The 18,896-nt window shown below is 67.0% G+C and carries 17 protein-coding genes; 4 read left to right on the top strand and 13 right to left on the bottom strand.

Going from position 1 to position 18,896, the window contains the following annotated elements; genetic code table 11:
- The first annotated feature begins 114 nt into the window (after positions 1–114).
- Genes AC3WT6_RS16430 through AC3WT6_RS16420 form a run of 3 tightly spaced genes read left to right on the top strand, consistent with a single transcriptional unit; the run spans position 115 to position 4,203 of the window.
- On the top strand, positions 115–1,419 hold the full coding sequence (locus AC3WT6_RS16430) for an MFS transporter (RefSeq protein ID WP_492654687.1): 1,305 nt from the start codon (positions 115–117) through the stop codon (positions 1,417–1,419).
- Positions 1,382–2,308, top strand: coding sequence for an alpha/beta fold hydrolase (locus AC3WT6_RS16425; protein WP_492654686.1), 927 nt, complete (start codon positions 1,382–1,384; stop codon positions 2,306–2,308). Before AC3WT6_RS16430 ends, AC3WT6_RS16425 begins: the two co-directional genes overlap by 38 nt.
- Positions 2,305–4,203, top strand: coding sequence for an MFS transporter (locus tag AC3WT6_RS16420; RefSeq protein ID WP_492654685.1), 1,899 nt, complete (start codon positions 2,305–2,307; stop codon positions 4,201–4,203). Before AC3WT6_RS16425 ends, AC3WT6_RS16420 begins: the two co-directional genes overlap by 4 nt.
- A 158-nt stretch (positions 4,204–4,361) precedes the next feature.
- On the opposite strand, the gene AC3WT6_RS16415 is transcribed toward AC3WT6_RS16420, so the two are convergent.
- The 3 genes from AC3WT6_RS16415 to AC3WT6_RS16405 all read right to left on the bottom strand — a co-directional run bounded on the left by AC3WT6_RS16415 (position 4,362) and on the right by AC3WT6_RS16405 (position 6,328).
- Entirely contained in the window at positions 4,362–4,919 is a 558-nt protein-coding gene (locus AC3WT6_RS16415) for an NADPH-dependent FMN reductase (protein ID WP_492654684.1), read from the bottom strand.
- Positions 4,920–5,018: 99 nt separating this feature from the next.
- A complete protein-coding gene (locus tag AC3WT6_RS16410) occupies positions 5,019–5,327 on the bottom strand; it encodes a hypothetical protein (RefSeq protein WP_492654683.1) in 309 nt (102 codons plus the stop codon).
- 266 nt (positions 5,328–5,593) lie between these two features.
- Positions 5,594–6,328, bottom strand: a complete 735-nt coding sequence (locus tag AC3WT6_RS16405; protein WP_492654682.1) for a DUF2461 domain-containing protein — start codon at positions 6,326–6,328, stop codon at positions 5,594–5,596.
- 74 nt (positions 6,329–6,402) lie between these two features.
- On the opposite strand from AC3WT6_RS16405, the gene AC3WT6_RS16400 reads away from it, so the two are divergent.
- Complete coding sequence (locus AC3WT6_RS16400) at positions 6,403–7,185, top strand: class II aldolase/adducin family protein (protein WP_492654681.1); 783 nt, start codon at positions 6,403–6,405, stop codon at positions 7,183–7,185.
- Between the two features lie 175 nt (positions 7,186–7,360).
- On the opposite strand, the gene AC3WT6_RS16395 is transcribed toward AC3WT6_RS16400, so the two are convergent.
- The 10 genes from AC3WT6_RS16395 to miaB all read right to left on the bottom strand — a co-directional run bounded on the left by AC3WT6_RS16395 (position 7,361) and on the right by miaB (position 18,873).
- Entirely contained in the window at positions 7,361–8,590 is a 1,230-nt protein-coding gene (locus AC3WT6_RS16395; RefSeq protein WP_492654680.1) for an Lnb N-terminal periplasmic domain-containing protein, read from the bottom strand.
- Positions 8,590–9,444 carry a CorC family transporter gene (locus tag AC3WT6_RS16390; protein WP_492654679.1) on the bottom strand — a complete coding sequence of 285 codons (855 nt, stop codon included), beginning with the start codon at positions 9,442–9,444 and terminating at the stop codon, positions 8,590–8,592. Before AC3WT6_RS16390 ends, AC3WT6_RS16395 begins: the two co-directional genes overlap by 1 nt.
- 133 nt (positions 9,445–9,577) lie before the next feature.
- Positions 9,578–10,000 (bottom strand): rRNA maturation RNase YbeY, encoded by a 423-nt coding sequence (gene ybeY / locus AC3WT6_RS16385; protein WP_492654678.1) that lies wholly within the window; start codon positions 9,998–10,000, stop codon positions 9,578–9,580.
- Positions 9,997–10,977 carry a PhoH family protein gene (locus AC3WT6_RS16380; RefSeq protein ID WP_492654677.1) on the bottom strand — a complete coding sequence of 327 codons (981 nt, stop codon included), beginning with the start codon at positions 10,975–10,977 and terminating at the stop codon, positions 9,997–9,999. Before AC3WT6_RS16380 ends, ybeY begins: the two co-directional genes overlap by 4 nt.
- Before the next feature lie 128 nt (positions 10,978–11,105).
- Positions 11,106–12,293, bottom strand: a complete 1,188-nt coding sequence (locus tag AC3WT6_RS16375; RefSeq protein WP_492654676.1) for a sensor histidine kinase — start codon at positions 12,291–12,293, stop codon at positions 11,106–11,108.
- Entirely contained in the window at positions 12,290–13,246 is a 957-nt protein-coding gene (locus AC3WT6_RS16370) for a DUF3369 domain-containing protein (RefSeq protein ID WP_492654675.1), read from the bottom strand. Before AC3WT6_RS16370 ends, AC3WT6_RS16375 begins: the two co-directional genes overlap by 4 nt.
- On the bottom strand, positions 13,243–14,838 hold the full coding sequence (locus tag AC3WT6_RS16365; protein ID WP_492654674.1) for an ATP-binding protein: 1,596 nt from the start codon (positions 14,836–14,838) through the stop codon (positions 13,243–13,245). Before AC3WT6_RS16365 ends, AC3WT6_RS16370 begins: the two co-directional genes overlap by 4 nt.
- Positions 14,835–15,383 (bottom strand): YfiR family protein, encoded by a 549-nt coding sequence (locus AC3WT6_RS16360; protein WP_492654673.1) that lies wholly within the window; start codon positions 15,381–15,383, stop codon positions 14,835–14,837. The genes AC3WT6_RS16365 and AC3WT6_RS16360 overlap by 4 nt, the downstream gene beginning before the upstream one ends.
- Complete coding sequence (locus AC3WT6_RS16355) at positions 15,383–17,281, bottom strand: TonB-dependent receptor plug domain-containing protein (RefSeq protein WP_492654672.1); 1,899 nt, start codon at positions 17,279–17,281, stop codon at positions 15,383–15,385. Before AC3WT6_RS16355 ends, AC3WT6_RS16360 begins: the two co-directional genes overlap by 1 nt.
- 212 nt (positions 17,282–17,493) lie before the next feature.
- The gene (gene miaB, locus AC3WT6_RS16350; protein WP_492654671.1) at positions 17,494–18,873 is read right to left on the bottom strand and encodes a tRNA (N6-isopentenyl adenosine(37)-C2)-methylthiotransferase MiaB; all 1,380 of its coding nucleotides are present in this window, start codon (positions 18,871–18,873) and stop codon (positions 17,494–17,496) included.
- Between the last annotated feature and the right edge of the window lie 23 nt (positions 18,874–18,896).

Raw genomic sequence — 18,896 nt, 5'->3', positions numbered from 1 at the left:
GCGCCGTCGCCGCCAGCGCGGTGGGCGGCTTGCCCGCGCCGACCGGCTGCGGCAAGGTGCTTGCGCTCGGCCCCATTTGCGCCGCCACCCGCATCCATCTCCGTCTCCGCCGCCATGGCCGCGCCCGCCGCCGCAAGTTCGCACGATCCCTACGCCGCCCTGCGCTACCCCGAGTTCCGCCGCCTGGTCGCCGGCAGCTTTCTGCTGACGCTGGCGCTGCTGGCGCAGGAAGTGGCCTTGGGCTACGAGCTGTACGTGCTCACCCGCGATCCGCTGACGCTGGGCTTTTTAGGGCTCGCCGAGGCCGTTCCCTTCATCGCCCTGGCCCTGGTCGGCGGCCATCTCGCCGACCGCCGCGAGAAGCGCAATCTGATCCTCGGCGCGCTGCTGGCGATCTTTGTCGCCTCGGCCTGGCTGCTGGCGCTCTCGCTGGATGCCAGCCGCGCCGCGCTGGCGCAGACGCCCTGGCTGTTGGCGATCTACGGCGCCATCGTGCTCATCGGCTTCGCACGCGGCATCTTCTCGCCCTCGGCCAGCTCGTTGAAGGCCTTTCTGGTGCCGCGCGAGATCTACGGCAACGGCGCCACCTGGTCCTCGGCCGGCTGGCAGGTGGGCGCCATCCTCGGCCCGGTCAGCGGCGGCCTGCTCTACGCCGCCTTTGGTCTGGAAGGCACGCTGCTGGTGGTGATGGCCCTGCTGGCGGCGTCCGCCGCTCTGGTCGCCGGCATCCGCAAGCGTGGCGTGCCGGCAGCGAGCGAGGGCGGCGACGACCTCTGGGCTTCGCTGAAGGAAGGCCTGGCTTTCGTCCGCAACACGCCGATCATCCTCTACGCCATCACTCTCGACCTGTTCAGCGTGCTGTTCGGCGGCGTGGTGGCGATCCTGCCGGTGTTCGCCGAGGACGTGCTGCACGTCGGCGCCACCGAGGTCGGCCTGATGCGCGCCGCTTCCAGCGTCGGCGCGGTGCTCACCCTGCTGCTCTGCGCCTGGTTCCCGCCCACCCGTCGCGCCTGGCGCAACCTCCTGTGGGTGATCGCTGGCTTCGGCCTGGCGACCCTGGTGTTCGCGCTGTCGAAGAGCTTCTGGCTGTCGATGTTCGCGCTGTTCCTCACCGGCGCCTTCGACTCGGTGAGCGTGGTGATCCGCTCCACCATCCTGCAGGTGATGCCGCCCGACCATCTGCGCGGCCGGGTGCAGTCGGTCAACAGCGTGTTCCTGTCCTGCTCCAACGAGATCGGCGCCTTCGAGAGCGGCCTGGCGGCGCGGCTGATGGGCGCGGTGCCGAGCGTGGTGTTCGGCGCCGGCATGACCTTGTCCATCGTCGCCGGCGTCTGGGCGCGTTCCGGCAAACTGTTCGCGGTCAACCTGCTGGAGCTGGGCAATGAGCGCAAACCCGAAACTCCCGCCGCCGTCGCCTGAGGCCTGGCGCGCCGCCGGCGCTGACTTCGACTACCGCGGCCAGCGCATCTACTACCGCGACAGTGGTGAGTCGGCGAAGCCGGCGCTGCTGCTGATCCACGGCTTTCCCAGCGCCTCCTGGGATTGGCACGACCTCTGGGCACCGCTCGCCGAGCGCTTCCGCCTGATCGCGCCGGACATGATCGGCTTCGGTTTTTCCGCCAAGCCACGCGGCTGGGGCTATTCCATCCACGACCAGGCCGACCTGCACGTAGCGCTGTGCGCGCGGCTGGGCGTGAGCGAAGTGCATGTGCTGGCGCACGACTACGGAGTTTCGGTGGCGCAGGAGCTGCTGGCTCGGCACGAAGCCGCTTTGCTCCCTCCCCCGCAAGCAGGGGGAGGCGTACTGAAGTTGCGCTCCATCGTCTTCCTCAACGGCGGCCTGTTCCCGGAAACCCATCGCCCCCGGCCCATCCAGAAGCTGCTGTTGTCGCCACTGGGGCCGCTGGTCAGCCGCCTGTTCAACGAGCGCGGCTTCCGCAAGAGTTTTTCTGCCGTGTTCGGCCCCGATACCAAGCCCAGCGAGGCCGAGCTGGCCGCCTTCTGGCAACTGGTCGCCTACAACGACGGCGGCCGCATCATGCACGAGCTGATCCGCTACATCCTCGACCGTCGCCAGCACCGCGAGCGCTGGCTGTCGGCGATGCAGCGGACCGCGGTGCCGATGCGCCTCGTCAACGGCCCGGTCGATCCGGTTTCCGGCGCGCACATGGTGGCGCGCTACCGCGAGCTGATCGCCGATCCCGACGTGGTGAGCCTGCCCGGCATCGGCCACTATCCCCAGGTCGAGGCGCCGCAGGCGGTGCTCGACGCCTTCCTGCAATTCCACGACAGCCAGCGAGTCTCATGAGCGAAACCGCCAGTACCGAGCACAGCCAGTTTGGCCTGTTGAAGGCCCGCCGCTTCGCGCCTTTCTTCATCACCCAGGCGCTGGGCGCGTTCAACGACAATGTGTTCAAGAACGCGCTGATCATCCTGGTGACCTTCGGCATCGCCGGCCTGAGCGAGGGCCAACGCGCGCTCTACGTCAACCTCGCCGCCGGCCTGTTCATCCTGCCGTTCTTCCTGTTCTCGGCCTTTGCCGGCCAGCTCGCCGAGAAGTACGAGAAGTCGCGGCTGATCCGCGGCATCAAATTGCTGGAGCTGGGCATCGCCCTGCTCGCCGCCGCCGGTCTCGCCATGCAGAGCGTGGGCTTTCTGCTCGGCGTGCTGTTCCTGCTCGGCTTGCAGGCCACGCTGTTCGGGCCGGTGAAGTACGCGATCCTGCCGCAGCATCTGCGCGAGGAAGAACTGGTGGGCGGCAACGCGCTGGTGGAGGCGGCGACCTTTCTCGCCATCCTGCTCGGCACTATGCTCGGTGGCTGGCTGGTGGCGCAGCCCGGTGGCGCGCATTGGGTGGGCGGCGTGGTGATCGCGGTGGCGTTGCTGGGCTACTTCAGCAGCCGCGCGGTGCCACTGGCGCCGGCCGCCGCGCCGCAGTTGCAGATCCAGTGGAACCCGATCACCGAAACCATCCGCAACATCCGCTTCATGCGCGGCAACCAGACCGTGTTCCTGTCGGTGCTGGGCATCTCCTGGTTCTGGTTCTACGGCGCGATGTTCCTCTCGCAACTGCCGGCCTACACCAAGACCACGCTGGGCGGCGGCGAGCAGGTGGTCACCCTGCTGCTCACCGTGTTCTCGCTGGGCATTGGCCTGGGCTCGCTGCTCTGCGAGCGGCTGTCCGGCCACAAGGTGGAGATCGGCCTGGTACCGCTGGGCTCCATCGGCCTCACCTGGTTCGGGGTTGATCTCTACTTCGCCGCCCCCGGCGTGGCCGCAGCCAGTGCGCTGAGCGCCGGACAGTTTCTGGCCGAGGCCGGCAACCACCGCGTGCTCTGGGATCTGCTGCTGATCGGCCTGTTCGGCGGCTTCTACATCGTGCCGCTCTACGCCCTGATCCAGACCCGCAGCGAGGCCAGCCACCGCTCGCGGATCATCGCCGGCAACAACATCCTCAACGCCGCCTTCATGGTGGCGGCAGCGGCGCTCGCCATCGTCTTTCTCAAGGCCGGCCTGAGCATCCCGCAACTGCTTCTAGTGACGGCGCTGATGAACGCGGCGGTGGCGCTGTTCATCTACCGCCTGGTACCGGAATTTTTGATGCGCTTCCTGGTGTGGATGCTCATCAACACGCTGTATCGCATCCGCGCGCGCGGCTTGCAGCACATCCCCGAAGAGGGCGCGGTGATCGTCGCCGGCAACCACGTCAGCTTCGTCGATGCGCTGATCGTCGGCGGCAGCATCCGCCGGCCGGTGCGCTTCGTGATGTACCACAAGATCTTCAAGATCCCGGTGCTCAACTTCATTTTCCGCACCGCCCGCGCCATCCCCATCGCACCGGCCAAGGAAGACGAGGCTTTGCTCAAAAAGGCCTACGAGGACATCGACGCCGCGCTGAAGAACGGTGAAGTGGTGGGCATCTTCCCCGAGGGTGGGCTGACACCGGACGGCAGCATCCAGGAGTTCAAGGCCGGCATCGAGCGCATCCTCGCCCGCACTCCGGTGCCGGTGGTGCCCTTCGCCCTGCGCGGTTTGTGGGAAAGCATGTGGAGCCGCCGCGACTCCCGCCTGCGCCGCATGCGCCTGCCGCGTCGCCTACGGGCAAGGATCGAGCTGATCGCTGATGCGCCCATCGCCGGCGAAACCCTCAAGGCGGCGGAACTGCAACAGCGCGTCGCCGCGCTGCGCGGCGATTCGGCCTGAAGCCAAACGCGGAACCGCAGAGCCGTAGGGTGGGCTTCAGCCCACGTGTTTTTTTGCTCGCCTGTCTACGTGGGCACCCTTCGCTTCGCCTAGAGGCGCCTACTTTTGGTGCCCACCCTACGCTTGCTTGATGGAAGCGGTTCGGCATCATTCTCCCGCTATGCGAGGGGGGATGTCGGCCCCTGGACGAGTTGTCCACTTACCACAGCGTCATGCAGCGCGAAAAGTGAACTCCTGATCGCGAAGGATATTTGGGGATCGTAAGCCATCGCTTCCTCGGTGAGGCCGGCGCCGAGAAGTGGAATGGTGATAGAAGCGGGCTCGACGATGATCGCGGACATCGTCTTGAGCGTTTCTCGAAGAGCTACGTCCGCGTGATGCGCTCGCGGGGATGCATTTATTACTGCCACGGGCTTGCGCACAAATGGCTCGAAACTCACCAACCAGTCGAGAGTGTTCTTGATTGAGCCGGTGACACCATGGGCGTATTCGGGACTTGCGAACAACAGTGCGTCCGATGCCGCGACAGCGGCGCGCAGAGCGCCTACCTGCGAGGGCAGTCGCGCCTCAAGATCGGGATTGAAGAGGGGCAACTCGCCCACGCCCGGAAAGATTGTTAGAGCGACCTCGGGCGGCGCCAACCGCGCCGCCGCGCGAAGGAGCGCTGAATTGATTGAGGCCGCGCGCAGGCTGCCGGATATGCCCAAGACCCTCATGGCGCCCAACGTTTGAGTTCAGGGGCCGCGCGCGGCTTTATGCGCGAGGTCCCCTGCAACGAAGGGTTGGGGGGCTGGATCATGAAGAGAGCGCGGGGTTTACGCCGTTCCTCGCGGCGGACTAACTTGGACAGCCTTTCCGTCGACGAACTCGAAGCCGCCCTTGTTGAGGAGGAAGGCGATACGTCTAGCGATCTCGATGTCAGAGAGAGGCTTTCCCTGTGGGAGACCTTTCTCCTTCTCAAGGGCCTTGATCCTGAGACGCGCCGAGTCATATTGGACCTCAAGTTTGGCGTTCTTCTTCTGAAGCTTCGCCATCTCCGCCTTCTGCTCACGCACTACATGCTTGAGGCGCGAATTTTCATTCTTGAGTGCCGTTTCGGATATCGCCGGTTTCCTGCGTTCCATCTGGAGACCCCCAACGCCAATTAGGCCGACCGGGCGGCGGACGCAAAAGTCAGCCTAATCGGACCAGTGGAAGTTTCAACCACTTGACCTGCTTGTGTTTTTTGCATCGGCACTCCCCGTTAGGCCGACTAATATTTTTCGGATGAGAAAGGCTCTACCTCCTCCCATCTGTTCCCAAATTCAAGACTAGCCAGCCGGCACCGATGCGTAAAGCGGTCGGGTTGGTTCGTCTCGGAGGGCTCGCTCTCGCTTCTGAGAAGGCGGCGCTAGAACTCCAGGTCCAGCGAAGTGCACAGCCAGTCGATCATCGGCGCCATCAGCGCATAGCGGCGCACGGCTTCTTTCAGAAAACCCGGCGCGCAGACTTCCTCGTCGCTGAGCGTGCAGCTCGCCACAAAATCCTTGCGCTTCAAGTCCTCAATCAGCTCGTGATCGGCTGGGTAGCCGGCGGGTGGGTGTTGCAGGCTGTCGCCGCCCAGCGCGAATTGCTTCAAAAACTTCGGATCGCGTGTGGCCTTCTTCCAGCTTGCGGGGTTGCTGACGATGTTGGCGCGGATGCGTTTCAAAGTGTCGGGCTGCGGGTGCCAGAGGCCGCCGCCGAGAAAGCTCGCGCCGGGCTCCAGGTGCAGATAAAACACCGGGGCGTCGAGACGGCCCATCACCGCGTTGGCGCCGGCGGCGCGCGCCACCTGCTTGGTGGCGGCGTGGAAAAAGCTCATGCCGGCGTGGGTCTTGTACGGGGTCTTGTCGCTGCTGAAGCGGGTGTCGCGGTAGATGCGGAACAGCGAGCCGCCCACAGGCTTGGGGCTGGCCACCATCTGCGGGCTGATCTTGGCCAGGGGCGCGGCGAGATCGGCGATGAAGGCGAGGCAGGGGGCCTTTACGGCCGCCTCGTACTCGGCCTTGTGGGCAGCGAACCAGTCCTTGCTGTTGTTCCGCGCCAACTGGCGCAGAAACTTGAAGGTGGCCGGGCTGAAGTGGGCGTCATTAGTGGTCGGCATTCATTTCTCCGCTGCGGCCTTGGCAATCTAGCGCAAAATGCCAGCACGACTAACGAGGCCACGAGGAGAGCGCGATGAACCTCATTGAAACCCCATCGGTGAAGGATCAGGTCAGCCCCGAGGAATGGCGACTGCGCTGTGATCTGGCCGCCGCCTACCGCTTGGTGCGACTGTTCGGCTGGGACGATCTGGTGTTCACCCATATCTCGGCGCGGGTGCCGGTGGCGAAGGGCGCCGAAGATCCGCATCACTTCCTCATCAACCCCTACGGCTTTCTGTTTGAGGAGATCACTGCCAGCTCGCTGGTGAAGATCGACCTGGCCGGCAAGCCGGTGATGAAGACGCCGCACTTCATCAACCCGGCCGGCTTCACCATCCACAGCGCCGTGCATGCGGCGCGCGAGGATGCGCACTGCGTAATGCACGTGCACTCGCTCAACGGCATCGCGGTGTCGGCGCAGAAGGGCGGGCTGTTGCCGATCAGTCAGCAGAGCCTGTTCGTGCTCGCCAGCCTGGGTTACCACGACTACGAGGGCGTGGCGCTCAATGCCGAGGAAAAGCCGCGGCTGGTGCGCGATCTCGGCGACAAGGCCTTTCTCATGCTGCGCAACCACGGCCTGCTGACGGCGGCGCCGACGGTGGCGGACGCCTTCCTTGCCATGTACCTGTTCGAGGCGGCCTGCATGATCCAGGTACGGGCGCAGTCGGGCGGCGGCGAGCTGTTGCAGATTCCGGCGCCGATCCTCGCCGGCATCCAGGCGCAGGCGACGGCGGTCACCAAGGGCCTGGGTGGGGCGCTGGTCTGGCCGGGCCTGCTGCGGCGGCTGGCGCGGGCGAATCCGGGTTGGGAGGTTTGAGGGGCTGCGGCGGCTGGGTGTGAGCCGCTGGTCTCCTTCCCCTGCGTAGCGGGGGAAGGCTGGGATGGGGGCGCCTTTGCGTTGAGGGATTCGCAGGGAGCCAACGCCCACTCCCTAGCCCTCCCCCGCTACGCAGGGGGGGGGGAATCTCGGGGCGCATCTGAATTGTGCGGTGCTAGCGCGTAGCCGTCGGCGGCGCCCGGCCGCTCAGGCGCAGGTTCCAGGCCAGCACCGCATGCACCGGCAACCAGAAGGCGATCCAGGGCAGTTGCTGCTGGGCGCCGGGCAGCAGCTGCAGGGGCAGGCTCAGCAGGGCGCCGAAGACGATCAGCGCCGCCAGCAGGCGCGGTATCCGCCCCGGCCGCCATTGCGCGCGGGCGCTGGCGACGAGGCTGGGCAGCAACAGCAGGCTCAGCGGGCTGAATAGCAGCAGATTGCGGTTGGCCCACATCGCCCAGTGGTCGCTGAGCGTCCAGGCGGCCAGCAGCACCACGCCGCCCAGGCCCGAGAGCAGGCTGGGCAGCAGAGCCAGCACCAGATAGGCGCCGCGCGCGGCGGGATGCCGGCGCTGACGGTGCAGCAGCAACAGCGCCGCTGCCAGCAGCGCGCCCAGGAGCAGGGCGGGCAGGGTGAAGTTGAAGGCCTGCTCCGGCGCCTCCGGGCCGCCGGCGGGCGGCAGCCAGTAGCCCTCGCGCGCCACCAACGGCCGGCCATCGACACGCGCCTCGCGCACCGCGCGCATCAGCACCTCGGGCACGAAGGCCTGCTCCCAGAGACTGATCGGCCGGTCGGCGGCGGGGCCGAGCAGGTAGTCCATGCCCAGCATCAGCGGCGGCACCGGCGACATCAGGCGGGTGGCCTCGCTGCGGAAACTGGTGCCGCTGGGCCGCTGGCTCCAGGCCTGCTTGAGGGCGCCGCCGACAGTCTGGTCGAGCGCATCGCGCACCCGCGTAGAGCAGTTGGCGCGGAAGTAGTCGTAGCGGTACTCGGCGTTTTGCGGCAGGGCGTTGTCGGCCAGGAAGGCGGCCAGGGCGCGCGCCTGCGCCTCGCTCAGGGCCAGCTCCTGCACATACACCCAGCGGCCCTCGGCGGCGTATTCGGCGAGGGTGTTCGGCACCGGGATCGCCGCCAGCCGGTAAAGCATGTGGCCGCGCGCGAAGTTGAGGAAGAAGTTCTTCTGGAAGAAGTCGAAGATGCCGTAGTTGTAGACGGCGGTCGCACCACCGTCGCCGGGCTCGACCATCAGCGCGTTGTGGCCGAAGCGCTGCCAGTACACCGGCCCAGGCGCGAAGCTGAGCAAGCTGATGCGCGGTGCCGGAGCTGGGAGAGGCTCGGCCTGCGCGGCGGGCAGCCAGGCGAGCAGGGCCAGCAGGCTCGCGGCCAGCCAGTGGCGCAGGGCGGACATCAGTCCTGGGAGAGCAGCACTTGCAACTGCTGCACGCGCCGCGAGTCGGCACGCTGCACGCTGAACTGGAAGCTGCCGACCTTCACGCTCTCGCCGCGGCGCGGCAGATGACCGAAGTGGTGCACCACCAGGCCGCCGACGGTGTCGAATTCCTCGTCGCTGAATTCGGCGTTGAAGTGTTCGTTGAACTCCTCGATGGGCGTCAGCGCGTTGACCATGTAGCGGCGCTCGTCCTGCTTGATGATCCAGGCGCCCTCGGCCTCGTCGTGCTCGTCGTCGATCTCGCCGACGATGGTTTCCAGGATGTCCTCGATGGTCACCAGGCCGGCGACACCGCCGTACTCGTCGACCACGATGGCCATGTGCTGGTGCTTGCGCTTGAAGTCCTTGAGCAGCACGTTGACCCGCTTGGACTCGGGCACGAAGCTGGTTGGCCGCATCACCTGCGCCAGATCGAAGGTGGCGGTCGCGGTGGTGAACTTGAGCAGATCCTTGGCCAGCAGCACGCCGACCACCTCGTCCTTGTTGTCGCCGATCACCGGGTAGCGGGAGTGGCCGGACTCGACCACGGCGGCGAGCACCTGCTCCGGCCCCCAGTCGGACTCGATGCACACCATCTGCGCGCGCGGCACCATGATGTCGCGCGCCTGCAGCTCCCGGGTTTCCAGCACGCCGTCAATCATGTCGGCGGCATCGGCGTCCATCAGGCCGTCTTCGCGCGCGCCCTCGAGCAGGTCCTTGAGGTCTTCCTGCGTGCGTGGGCCGCCCGCCAGGCGGAGGGTCAGACGCTTCCACCAATTGCTGGGCGTCGTTTCGTGGGAATCTTCGTGGTTGCTACTAGGGCCGTCGTTCATCGTGTCAGCACACTCGCAAAAGCCAGGCCTTGCGGGCCGGGTTTCGGGCAGTGTGGAGTTCTTGCTGGACCGGTAGTTTACAGGCTGGGCCATGACGGGGCGTTTTCAGGCCCCGGGGCGGCGCCAACGGCGCTCAGTAAGGGTCGGGAAAACCCAGCCGCGCCAACAGCTTGCGCTCCAGGGCCTCCATCTTTTCGGCCTCGTCTTTCTCGATATGGTCGTGGCCCAGGAGGTGCAGCACGCCATGCACCACCATGTGCGCCCAGTGCGCGCGGGCGGTCTTGCCCTGCTCGACCGCCTCGGCCGCCACCACCGGCGCGCAGATCACGATGTCGCCCAGGTAGTCGGGCTCGCCCATCGGGAAGGACAGCACATTGGTGGGCTTGTCCTTGCCGCGGAAGTCGCGGTTGAGCGCCTGGCTTTCGGCGGCATCGACGATGCGCAGGGTGATCTCGCCCTTCTTCCTGCCGCGCGCCGCCTCGGCCCAGCCGCGCAGACTGACGGCGGTGGGGATGCCGGCGGCAGGCACGGCGCGCTGGACGTGGATTTCGCTCATGCCTGCTCCGCTTCGTGGCGCTCGTAGGCGCCGACAATCGCCTGCACCAGCGGATGCCGCACCACGTCCTGCTTGCGGAAGTAGGTGAAGCTGATGCCGGCGACCCCGTCGAGTACGGCGATCGCGTGCTTCAGGCCCGAGCGCTCCTTGTTGGGCAGGTCGGTCTGGGTGAGGTCACCGGTGATCACCGCGCAACTGCCGAAGCCGATGCGGGTGAGGAACATCTTCATCTGCTCGGTGGTGGTGTTCTGCGCCTCGTCGAGGATGATGAAGCTCTCGTTGAGCGTGCGGCCGCGCATGTAGGCGAGCGGCGCCACCTCGATCACGTTCTTCTCGATCAGCTTCGCCACCCGCTCGAAGCCGAGCATCTCGTAGAGGCCGTCGTAGAGCGGGCGCAGGTAGGGGTCGACCTTCTGCGCCATGTCGCCGGGCAGAAAGCCCAGCTTCTCGCCGGCTTCAACGGCGGGCCGCACCAGCACGATGCGGCGCACGCGGTCCTTCTCCAGGGCGGCGACCGCCGAGGCGACCGCGAGATAGGTCTTGCCGGTGCCGGCCGGGCCCACGCCGAAGCTCACGTCGTGGGCGGCGATGGCCTTGAGATAGGCCTTCTGCAGCGGCGTGCGGCCGCGCACCACGCCGCGCTTGGTGCGCACCACCACCTCGTCGCCCTCGACCGGCGCCAGTTCCTCGGCGGCCGGACGTGGGCCGGTCAGCTCCAGCAGCGCCAGATGAATCTGCTCGGCGGCCAGCGAGCTGGTCTCGGTCTGCGCGAACAGGTGCTCCAGCAGCGTCTGGCCGCGCGCGATCTCGTCCTCGGGGCCGAGCAGGCGGTAGAAGTTGCCGCGGTTGCGAATCTCGATGCCCAGGCGCAGTTCGATCTGCCGCAGGTGGGCGTCAAAAGGGCCGTTGAGGCTGGCGATGCGTCCGGCCTCGTCGGGCTCCAGAACCAGGTCGAGATGGGCGGGGGTTTGGTTCATGCAGGGGGTGTTATTCCGGAGGGTGACTCGACAGCCACGGCCTTTGGGTGAAGCCGTCGAGGCCGCAGTCCGATCAGCGCGCGGCCCTGGCGCGGCCGATGATTATATGAGGCCAGGCCATCACGCCATCACGCCGTGCCCCGGCCCCCAGCCGCCAGCGTCAGCCCGCGAAGGATCATGCGGGTGCCGCGCCCGATCTCCGATTCCACGCGCAGCTCGGCGCCGTGCTGTTGCGCGATCTTGCGACAGATCGCCAGCCCGATCCCGGTTCCCGGATAGGCGTCCTGGGTATGCAGGCGGGTGAAGGCTTCAAAAATCTGCTCCTGATGCTCCGGCGCAATGCCGATGCCGCCGTCTTCAAACCACAGCTCGCAGCGACCATCGTCGCAACGGCTGTCGATGCGTAGCCAAGGATGGGCGCCCGGCTGGAACTTCAGGCCGTTGTCGATCAGATTGCGGAACAACTGCTCCAGTTGGCCGGCATTGCCCAGCACGGTTGGCAAGTGGGAAGCCGTGATCCGCGCCTCGCGCGCGGCGATGGCCGTGCTCAGGGTGTCCATCGCATGGCCAAGAACGCTGTTGAGATCCACCGGCGCCTGCTCGCTGCCGTCGCGACCCAGGCGTGAAAATGCCAGTAGATCGTCAATCAATCGCTGCAGATCATGGCCGCCGCGGACGATGAAATTCAGATACTCCTTGCCTTCCTGGTCGAATAGCGACTGGTAGCGGCGCGACAGCAAGGCGGTGAACGAAACGATGCCACGCAGCGGCGTTTGCAGATCGTGGGAGGCGACATAGGCGAAGCGCTCGAGTTCCTGGTTGGAACGCTGCAGTTCCAGATTCCGCGCCGCCAGCGCGGTAAAGGCGCCGTAGGTACGTAGCGCCGCCGTGACCAGCACCTGCAGGCGCTCGAAGTTGAGCTCGGTCTTGGTGCGGTAGTCGTCGATCTGATAGCGCCGTAACAGGTCCCGCGCCGGTGCCTCGCCCGGCTGACCGGTGCGCAGGACAATGCGCACCAGGCGGTTCCCGAGTTCCTCGCGGATGTACTGCACCAGTTCCAGACCGGCGTGCTCGGATTCCATCACCACGTCGAGGAGGATCAGGCCGATGTCGGGTCGGGTCTGGAGTATGCGGCGTGCTTCGCTGGCGGATTCGGTTGCGAGTAGCTCCAGGGGGCGACCGTCGACGATGCAGTCCCGCAGGGCCAGCCGGGTGACCGCCACCACTTCGGCGTCGTCATCGACGACCAGAACCGGCCACGGCGGTCCCCCGCTTTCGGCCGGCGCCTCTTCCGCATAGTGCAACTGCTCGCTCATGGCGGATCCGAATCATGCGAGGCGGCGGCGATCAGCTTCAGATTCTGGTGAGCCAGTGAGACATTCCGGTGGAACAGGGCAATCGCCCGGCGGTCGGTCAGCGAGATCGGCACATCGGCGGTCACGTAGAACACCAGCGGCTGCGGGTAGGCCTGCACGCCGACGTAGTAGTCCTCGCCGATCAGATCCTCGGTGCTTTCCAGCGCCGCGCGGATGCGCTCCACCACCAGACTGGGCAGGCTGATGGCCGCCCGCTCGCCGACCAGGCCGTAGAAGCTCCCAGTGGCGGCGACGATGGTGTAGCGCTCGTGGTCGCTGGCAGCGGCCAGGCCATCGGCGTGCGCGATCACCGCATCGCGGTCCAGGAACAGCAGGGCGGTCAGTTGCTCCAGCACGCCTTGAGTGAAAGCCTCCACTGAACGCAGCTCGAAGATGTGGGCCGAGGCCTCGATGACTTTCTCCAGACCCTTGCGGCTGGCTTCGAGCGCCATCAGATCGCGGTAGACCGAAAGGCTGGTATAGACGGTGCTGAACAGCCGTTCCCGGGTGAGCTCGGTCTTGTACTTGTAGTCGTTGATGTCGTAGTTGGTGATCATCTCCAGCTCGGGCGCCTGGCCCGGCTGGCCGGTGCGCAGCACCAGGCGCAAAAAGCGATTGCCCAGGGTGTTGCGGATGTACTCGACCACCTCCAGGCCGGCGTGCTCGGACTCCATCACCACGTCGAGCAGCACCACCGCGATGTCCGGCGTGCTCCCCAGGATTCCGCGGGCTTGGTCGGCGGAATAGGCGTGCAGGAATTGCAGGGCGCGGCCGGCGAACCGGAAGTCGGCGAGAGCCAGCTCGGTGACCTGGTGTACCTCCACCTCGTCATCGACGATCAGCAGCTTCCAGCGCGTGCGCTGACTGCGACTGGGGTCGGTGGATTCGGCGGCAAAGCTCAGTTCGTCGTTCATGTTGTTGTGTCCAGGTGGCGGCCGCCCGCGACGGCTGGCGCCGTCAGCGGCAGATGCAGAACCAGCAGCAGGCCCTGACCTTCCGGCGAAAAGGCGCGGATGCGTCCGCCCAGCCTCTGGGTGACCAGGTTGTAGACAATGTGCATCCCCAAGCCGCTGCCGCCGGCGCCGCGCTTGGTGGTGAAGAAGGGGTCGAAGATGCGGCCCAGGTGTTCGGCCTTCACGCCGCGGCCATTGTCCTGGTAGCGCAGTTCCACCTGCCCGTCGAGCAAGGTCGCCTGCAGCTGGACACGGCCCTTGCGGCCGTCGTCAAAGCCATGCAGCACCGAGTTGGTGACGAAGTTGGTGAGCACCTGGGCGATGGCGCCGGGAAAGCTGTCCACCCAGATGTCGTCCGGACAGTCCACCACGACTTCGATGTTCTTCAGCTTGGGCCCCAGGCTCAGCAGGACTTCGCGGATATAGGACGACAACTGGAAGCGACGGCGCTCGTCGCTGGACTGGTCCACCGCCACGCGCTTGAAGCTCTGGATCAGGTCGGCGGCCCGCTGAAGATTGTTGAGCAGCATCCGGGTGCTGTCCTCGGCGACGCCAATGAAGGTCTCCAGATCGGAGCGACGCATGCTGCCATCGCTGTACTGCCCGCGCAGCGTCGTCGCCCGCGCGCGCAAGGTGGAAGCCGCGGTCACCGCGACGCCTACCGGAGTATTGATCTCGTGCGCCACGCCGGCGACCAGGGCGCCCAGCGAGGCCAGCTTTTCCGCCTGTACCAGTTGCTCCTGGGCCGCGGTCAGACGTTCCAGCGTCAGCTGCAGTTCGCGATTGGCCGCGCTCTTCTGCAGCACTTCGGCGCCGAGCGCGTCACGCGCCGCGCGCGCTTCCTGGTCGCTGGCCTCGATCTTGGCCAGCATATGGTTGAAGTCCTCCGCCAGTTGCCCGGTTTCGTCGTCGACCTTGATCTCGGTGCGCAGGCTGTAGTCGGCGGTCAGGCTGACCCGGCGTGCCAGCGCCGCCAGCGCCATGATCGGTGCCACCATCGCGGTCTGCGAGCGAAGCGCGAACGAGAAGGTCAGCAGCAGCGCCAGGCCGACTACGGCCGAGGTTAGTCCCGCCTGCTGGAGCAGCGCCCAGCGCTGCGAGCGCAGATCCATGGTCATGGTCAGGCTTCCCAGAGGCACGCCATCCACCGTCACCGACTCTTGCACGCGCATGTGGTCGGCGGCGATGCCGCCACGGTCGGGGAGCAGCGTATCCGGACAATCCTCGGCACGGTTGCTGGGCCAGGCCGAGAAGACCGGGCCGGGTCTGCCAGCGGTATCGGCCGAGAACAGGCAGACCAGGGTGATGTCGGCATTGGCCTGGACCGCCGCGAGGATGCGCCTAGCGGTATGCACGTCGCCAAAGCCGAGGGCCGCGGCGCTGTTGTCGGCGATCACCGAGGCCAGGGTTTGCAGATCGTGCTCGCTCTGCTGGCGGCTGCGATAACCGGCCACCAACAGCAGCGCCAACGCCGAGAGCAGCAGTGCGATCACCGAGGCCAACGCCATCAGGCGGGCCAGTTTCCTGCGCAGGGCTCCCGGGCGGGCGGTCACAGGCGGATCCGGGTGGCGATTTCCAGCAGGCCCGCCGAGGGTTCCAGGCGCTCGCGCTCGGCGGCGGCCTGGTTGATCTCGAAGCGCAGGTAGTTGTCGCTGCTGTACAGGCGGATCACGCCGGTGGACTTGGGTGCGCCGGACTCGTGCACGCTGAGCACGCCAAAGCCCGCGAGCCGGGCCAACTGGCTGTCGAGCAGATCGGAACTGCGGCTGCCGACAAAGACCAGATGGCAGTCACGCAGGGCCTCGGGCCGGTCGCCTCGACGCAGCCGCACCGGATGTCCGCCGACCACCTTGCCGGCCAGGCTCTGTTCCAGCGCCTCGGCGAGCGGGTCGGGGGTGAGCACGCAGATGTCCACCGGAGCGTCGGGGCTGCTGTAACGCTCGGCGGGGAAGCGGATGAAGCGGACGAAGTTGAGCAGGAAGGCCGACTTCAGCTTGGCCTCCAGATCCTCGGCCCGCACCGGTCCCGGCGCCAGCGCCAGGCTCAGTACCAGCGCGGCAAGCAGGAGACGAGCGCCGCAATGACCGGGAGCGCGCATCAGGGCCAGGTCCAGCTCAGGCTCAGCCAGGCGCTGCGTTGCAGTTCCGAGCGGGTCGCCGGCTTGTTGCCGAACTCCGGAGCCTGGTCGTGCAGCAGGTTCTCGGCGCTCAGCGACAGCTTCAGATGCGGACGCGGGGTGTAGGCCAGACGCAGGCCGAGTTCGGCGCGGTCGGGGATTTTCTGCGCCGGCAGTCGGGTCAGGTAGCGAGCCTCGCCGTGGAATTCCCAGTCGCCGAGAAACCGGTAGTCGCTGCCCAGCCGCAACTGATGCCGCGGCGAACTGCCGTTGATGGCCGGCGCGGTCTTGACGTCGCCGCTGGCGGCGGTGGGTTCTGTCCGCAGGCTGAGCAGCGAATAGCTGCCGCTGAAGTTCAGTTGTTCCCTTGCCTGCCAGTCCAGGGACAGTTCGGCACCGTCGCTCACGCCTTGAAGGCTGTTGTCGAAGGCTCCCACGACCGTGGTCGGCTCGGTGCTCTTCAGGTGGCTGTAGTCGTTGTGGAACAGGGCCAGATCGGCGCTCAGGCCGCGCGCCAGGGCCAGACGCAGGCCGGTCTCGTAGGCCAGTACCACTTCCGAATCCAGCTCGGGATTGCCGACGCGGAAGGTGCCCGGGCCGCAGACTCCGGGATAGCCGGCCGGCGGCGGGCAGAAGATGGCGATGTCCTGGTCCAGCCGATTGGGGGTGCGCACCGCGCGCGAGATCGCGCCCCAGACGAAGACGTCGGGCCGGGCACGCCAGCCCAGCCGCGCCGAGGGCTGGACTTCGATTCCGGTCAGGTCGTTGTGCTCGAACTTGCTGCCCAGGGTCAGGGTCAGCGCCGGGTTCAGAGACCAGCGGTCCTGCAGGAAGGCGCTATAGGTGTTGAGCGTGCGGTCGGCGGGATCAAACAGGATCGCCAGCGGCGGGCCACCAGTGTGGTCCTGCGTGTAGCGCCAGCCGACGCCGAACCCCAGTTCATGCCGGGCGCCGAGGGCGTGCTGGACCTCGTATTCCAGGGACGCGGTGTGGCGGTACTCCTGGTAGGTGCCGGGAATGAAGCGGTCGTAGTGCTCGTACCAGATCGACAGACTGTGCTCACCGGCCTGGGTCGGTCGCGCCCAGCGCGCCTGCGCCGACTCGCCGCGCGCCGTGGTGTCGCCGGCCAGCGCCTGGAAGCGGGCGTCGTAGATATTGGCGCCGGCGCTGAGCCTGCCGCCCAGGAACTTCTCCCAGTCGCCGCGCGCGGTGGCCTGGCTGAAGCGCGAGCCGTCCTGGGCGTCGCCGCCGTCGGCCAGGGCGGCATCGTCGCGCCAGCGATTGAGGGCGCTCAGGCGCACCGCGCCGTCGGCGACCCGGAAGGTCTGGCGCAGGGCGAGGGCGGCGGTCTCTTCGTTGCCGGCCGAAAGCTGCACGCGTCCGCCGGGAGTAGCGAGTGCCGACTTGGTGGTGATGTTGATGACGCCGTTCACCGCGTTGGCGCCCCAGAGCGTGGCGCCGGGGCCGCGGATCACTTCGATCCGCTCGACATCGGCCAGATCGGTTTCCAGCACATCCCAGAACACGCCGGAAAACAGGGGGGTGTAGACGCTGCGGCCGTCGAGCAGGACTTCCAGCTTGTCGGACGAGGTGCTGTTGAAGCCGCGCACACTCACGGCATAGCCACGGCCGTCGCTGCGTGCCACCTGCACGCCGGGCACCTGACGCAGGGCCTCCGCGATGTTGCGGGCGCCACTCTGGGACAACTGCTCGCTGGTCAGTACATAGATCGCGGCGGCGGCGTCGGACAGCGGCTCGACCCGCTTGGAAACCGAGGTGACCTCGATGTTCATCAGGGCGGCCAGGCTGAGTTCGGTCAGATCCTCAGGCGCGGCCACCGCAGTCGAGGCCAGACTCAGCGCGCAGCCTGCCGCGGCCAACTTTTCGCGAAATCTCGAGACAGCCATACGCCCTCACAGACCTCAAGTGTCTGGCAACGCCGCCAAGGCTTTCGACTTGGTACAGGGCTGGAACCGGGGCGTCGAGTGGACAAAACAGAGGGGGCGCCCCTGCCAGTCGAACCGGTTCCCCGCTACCAGTAGTACCAAGCCCAACCTAGACGAACGCAGGTCGGGCCATCAGTGGCTTGGAGCTAGGCGGTGGTCTGGAGCAGACGGCCGCGCAGGGAGTTGGGCATCGCCTCGGTGATCTCCACCTCCACGAACTGGCCGATCAGCGCCGCCGGCGCATCGAAGTTCACCGTGCGGTTCTGCGGCGTGCGGCCGGCCATCTGGCTGGCGTTCTTGCGCGAGACGCGTTCCACCAGCACCGGCTGGGTGCTGCCGACCAGGGCCTGCTGGAAGGCGTCGCTGCGCTGCTTGATGCGCGCCTGCAGCAGGGCCAGGCGCCGCTCCTTCAGCTCCACCGGCACGTTGTCGCGCAGATTCGCGGCGGGCGTGCCCGGGCGCGGCGAGTAGAGAAAGGAATACGCGGCATCGAAGCCGGCTTGCTCCACTGCGTCCAGCGTCGCCGCGAAGTCGTCCTCGGACTCGCTGGGGAAGCCGACGATGATGTCGGTAGAGATCGACAGCCCCGGGCGCGCCTGGCGCACGCGGGCGATCTTGTCGAGATACTGCTGGCGCGTGTAGCCGCGCTTCATCGCGGCGAGGATGCGGTCGCTGCCGCTCTGCACCGGCAGGTGCAGGTAGCTGGCCAGCTTGGGCTCCTCGGCGTAGGCGGCGATCAGCGCCTCGCTGAACTCCGCCGGGTGGCTGGTGGTGTAGTGGATGCGGTCGATGCCGGGGATGCGGGCGACGTAGTGGATCAGCAGCGCCAGGTCGCAGACCTCGCCGGACTCGCCCATGCGGCCCTGGTAGGCGTTGACGTTCTGGCCCAGGAGGTTGATCTCGCGCACGCCCTGCTCGGCCAGCCGCGCGCATTCCACCAGCACGTCGTCCAGCGGCCGGCTGACTTCCGGTCCACGGGTGTAGGGCACGATGCAGAAGCTGCAGTACTTCGAGCAGCCTTCCATGATCGAGACGAAGGCGGTCGGGCCCTCGGCGCGCGGCGCCGGCAGGTGGTCGAACTTCTCGATCTCGGGAAAGCGCACGTCCACCGCCGGCTTCTGCGTGCGGCGGGTCTGTTCCAGCAGCTCCGGCAGGCGGTGCAGGGTCTGCGGGCCGAACACCATGTCGACCACGCCGGCGCGGGCGCTCAAGGCCTCGCCTTCCTGCGAGGCCACGCAACCGCCGACGCCGATCACGCGCTTGGGGTTGGCGGCCTTCCATTCCTTCCAGCGGCCCAGCTCGCTGAATACCTTCTCCTGCGCCTTCTCGCGCACCGAGCAGGTGTTGAGCAGCAGGAGGTCGGCTTCCTCGGGGTTCTGGGTACGGCTGTAGCCGTGCGACTGCGCCAGCACGTCGGCCATCTTGGACGAGTCGTACTCGTTCATCTGGCAGCCCCAGGAGATCAGGTAGAGCTTCGGCGACGCCGGGCTCTCCGCGGGCGTGGCGGGAGTTTCGTTATTGCTCATGGCAGCGGGACGGCGGATAAGCC

Source organism: Stagnimonas sp. FW305-C-60 (assembly GCF_058782965.1).
Note: the sequence above shows the minus strand (reverse complement) of the source record. Positions and strands in the feature narration are given on the sequence as shown.

Bases quoted from the DNA above. Each gene is read 5' to 3' on its own strand.
- AC3WT6_RS16430 (WP_492654687.1), top strand. From the start codon at position 115: ATGGCCGCGCCCGCCGCCGCAAGTTCGCACGATCCCTACGCCGCCCTG.
- AC3WT6_RS16425 (WP_492654686.1), top strand. From the start codon at position 1,382: ATGAGCGCAAACCCGAAACTCCCGCCGCCGTCGCCTGAGGCCTGGCGC.
- AC3WT6_RS16420 (WP_492654685.1), top strand. From the start codon at position 2,305: ATGAGCGAAACCGCCAGTACCGAGCACAGCCAGTTTGGCCTGTTGAAG.
- AC3WT6_RS16415 (WP_492654684.1), bottom strand. From the start codon at position 4,919: ATGAGGGTCTTGGGCATATCCGGCAGCCTGCGCGCGGCCTCAATCAAT.
- AC3WT6_RS16410 (WP_492654683.1), bottom strand. From the start codon at position 5,327: ATGGAACGCAGGAAACCGGCGATATCCGAAACGGCACTCAAGAATGAA.
- AC3WT6_RS16405 (WP_492654682.1), bottom strand. From the start codon at position 6,328: ATGCCGACCACTAATGACGCCCACTTCAGCCCGGCCACCTTCAAGTTT.
- AC3WT6_RS16400 (WP_492654681.1), top strand. From the start codon at position 6,403: ATGAACCTCATTGAAACCCCATCGGTGAAGGATCAGGTCAGCCCCGAG.
- AC3WT6_RS16395 (WP_492654680.1), bottom strand. From the start codon at position 8,590: ATGTCCGCCCTGCGCCACTGGCTGGCCGCGAGCCTGCTGGCCCTGCTC.
- AC3WT6_RS16390 (WP_492654679.1), bottom strand. From the start codon at position 9,444: ATGAACGACGGCCCTAGTAGCAACCACGAAGATTCCCACGAAACGACG.
- ybeY (WP_492654678.1), bottom strand. From the start codon at position 10,000: ATGAGCGAAATCCACGTCCAGCGCGCCGTGCCTGCCGCCGGCATCCCC.
- AC3WT6_RS16380 (WP_492654677.1), bottom strand. From the start codon at position 10,977: ATGAACCAAACCCCCGCCCATCTCGACCTGGTTCTGGAGCCCGACGAG.
- AC3WT6_RS16375 (WP_492654676.1), bottom strand. From the start codon at position 12,293: ATGAGCGAGCAGTTGCACTATGCGGAAGAGGCGCCGGCCGAAAGCGGG.
- AC3WT6_RS16370 (WP_492654675.1), bottom strand. From the start codon at position 13,246: ATGAACGACGAACTGAGCTTTGCCGCCGAATCCACCGACCCCAGTCGC.
- AC3WT6_RS16360 (WP_492654673.1), bottom strand. From the start codon at position 15,383: ATGCGCGCTCCCGGTCATTGCGGCGCTCGTCTCCTGCTTGCCGCGCTG.
- miaB (WP_492654671.1), bottom strand. From the start codon at position 18,873: ATGAGCAATAACGAAACTCCCGCCACGCCCGCGGAGAGCCCGGCGTCG.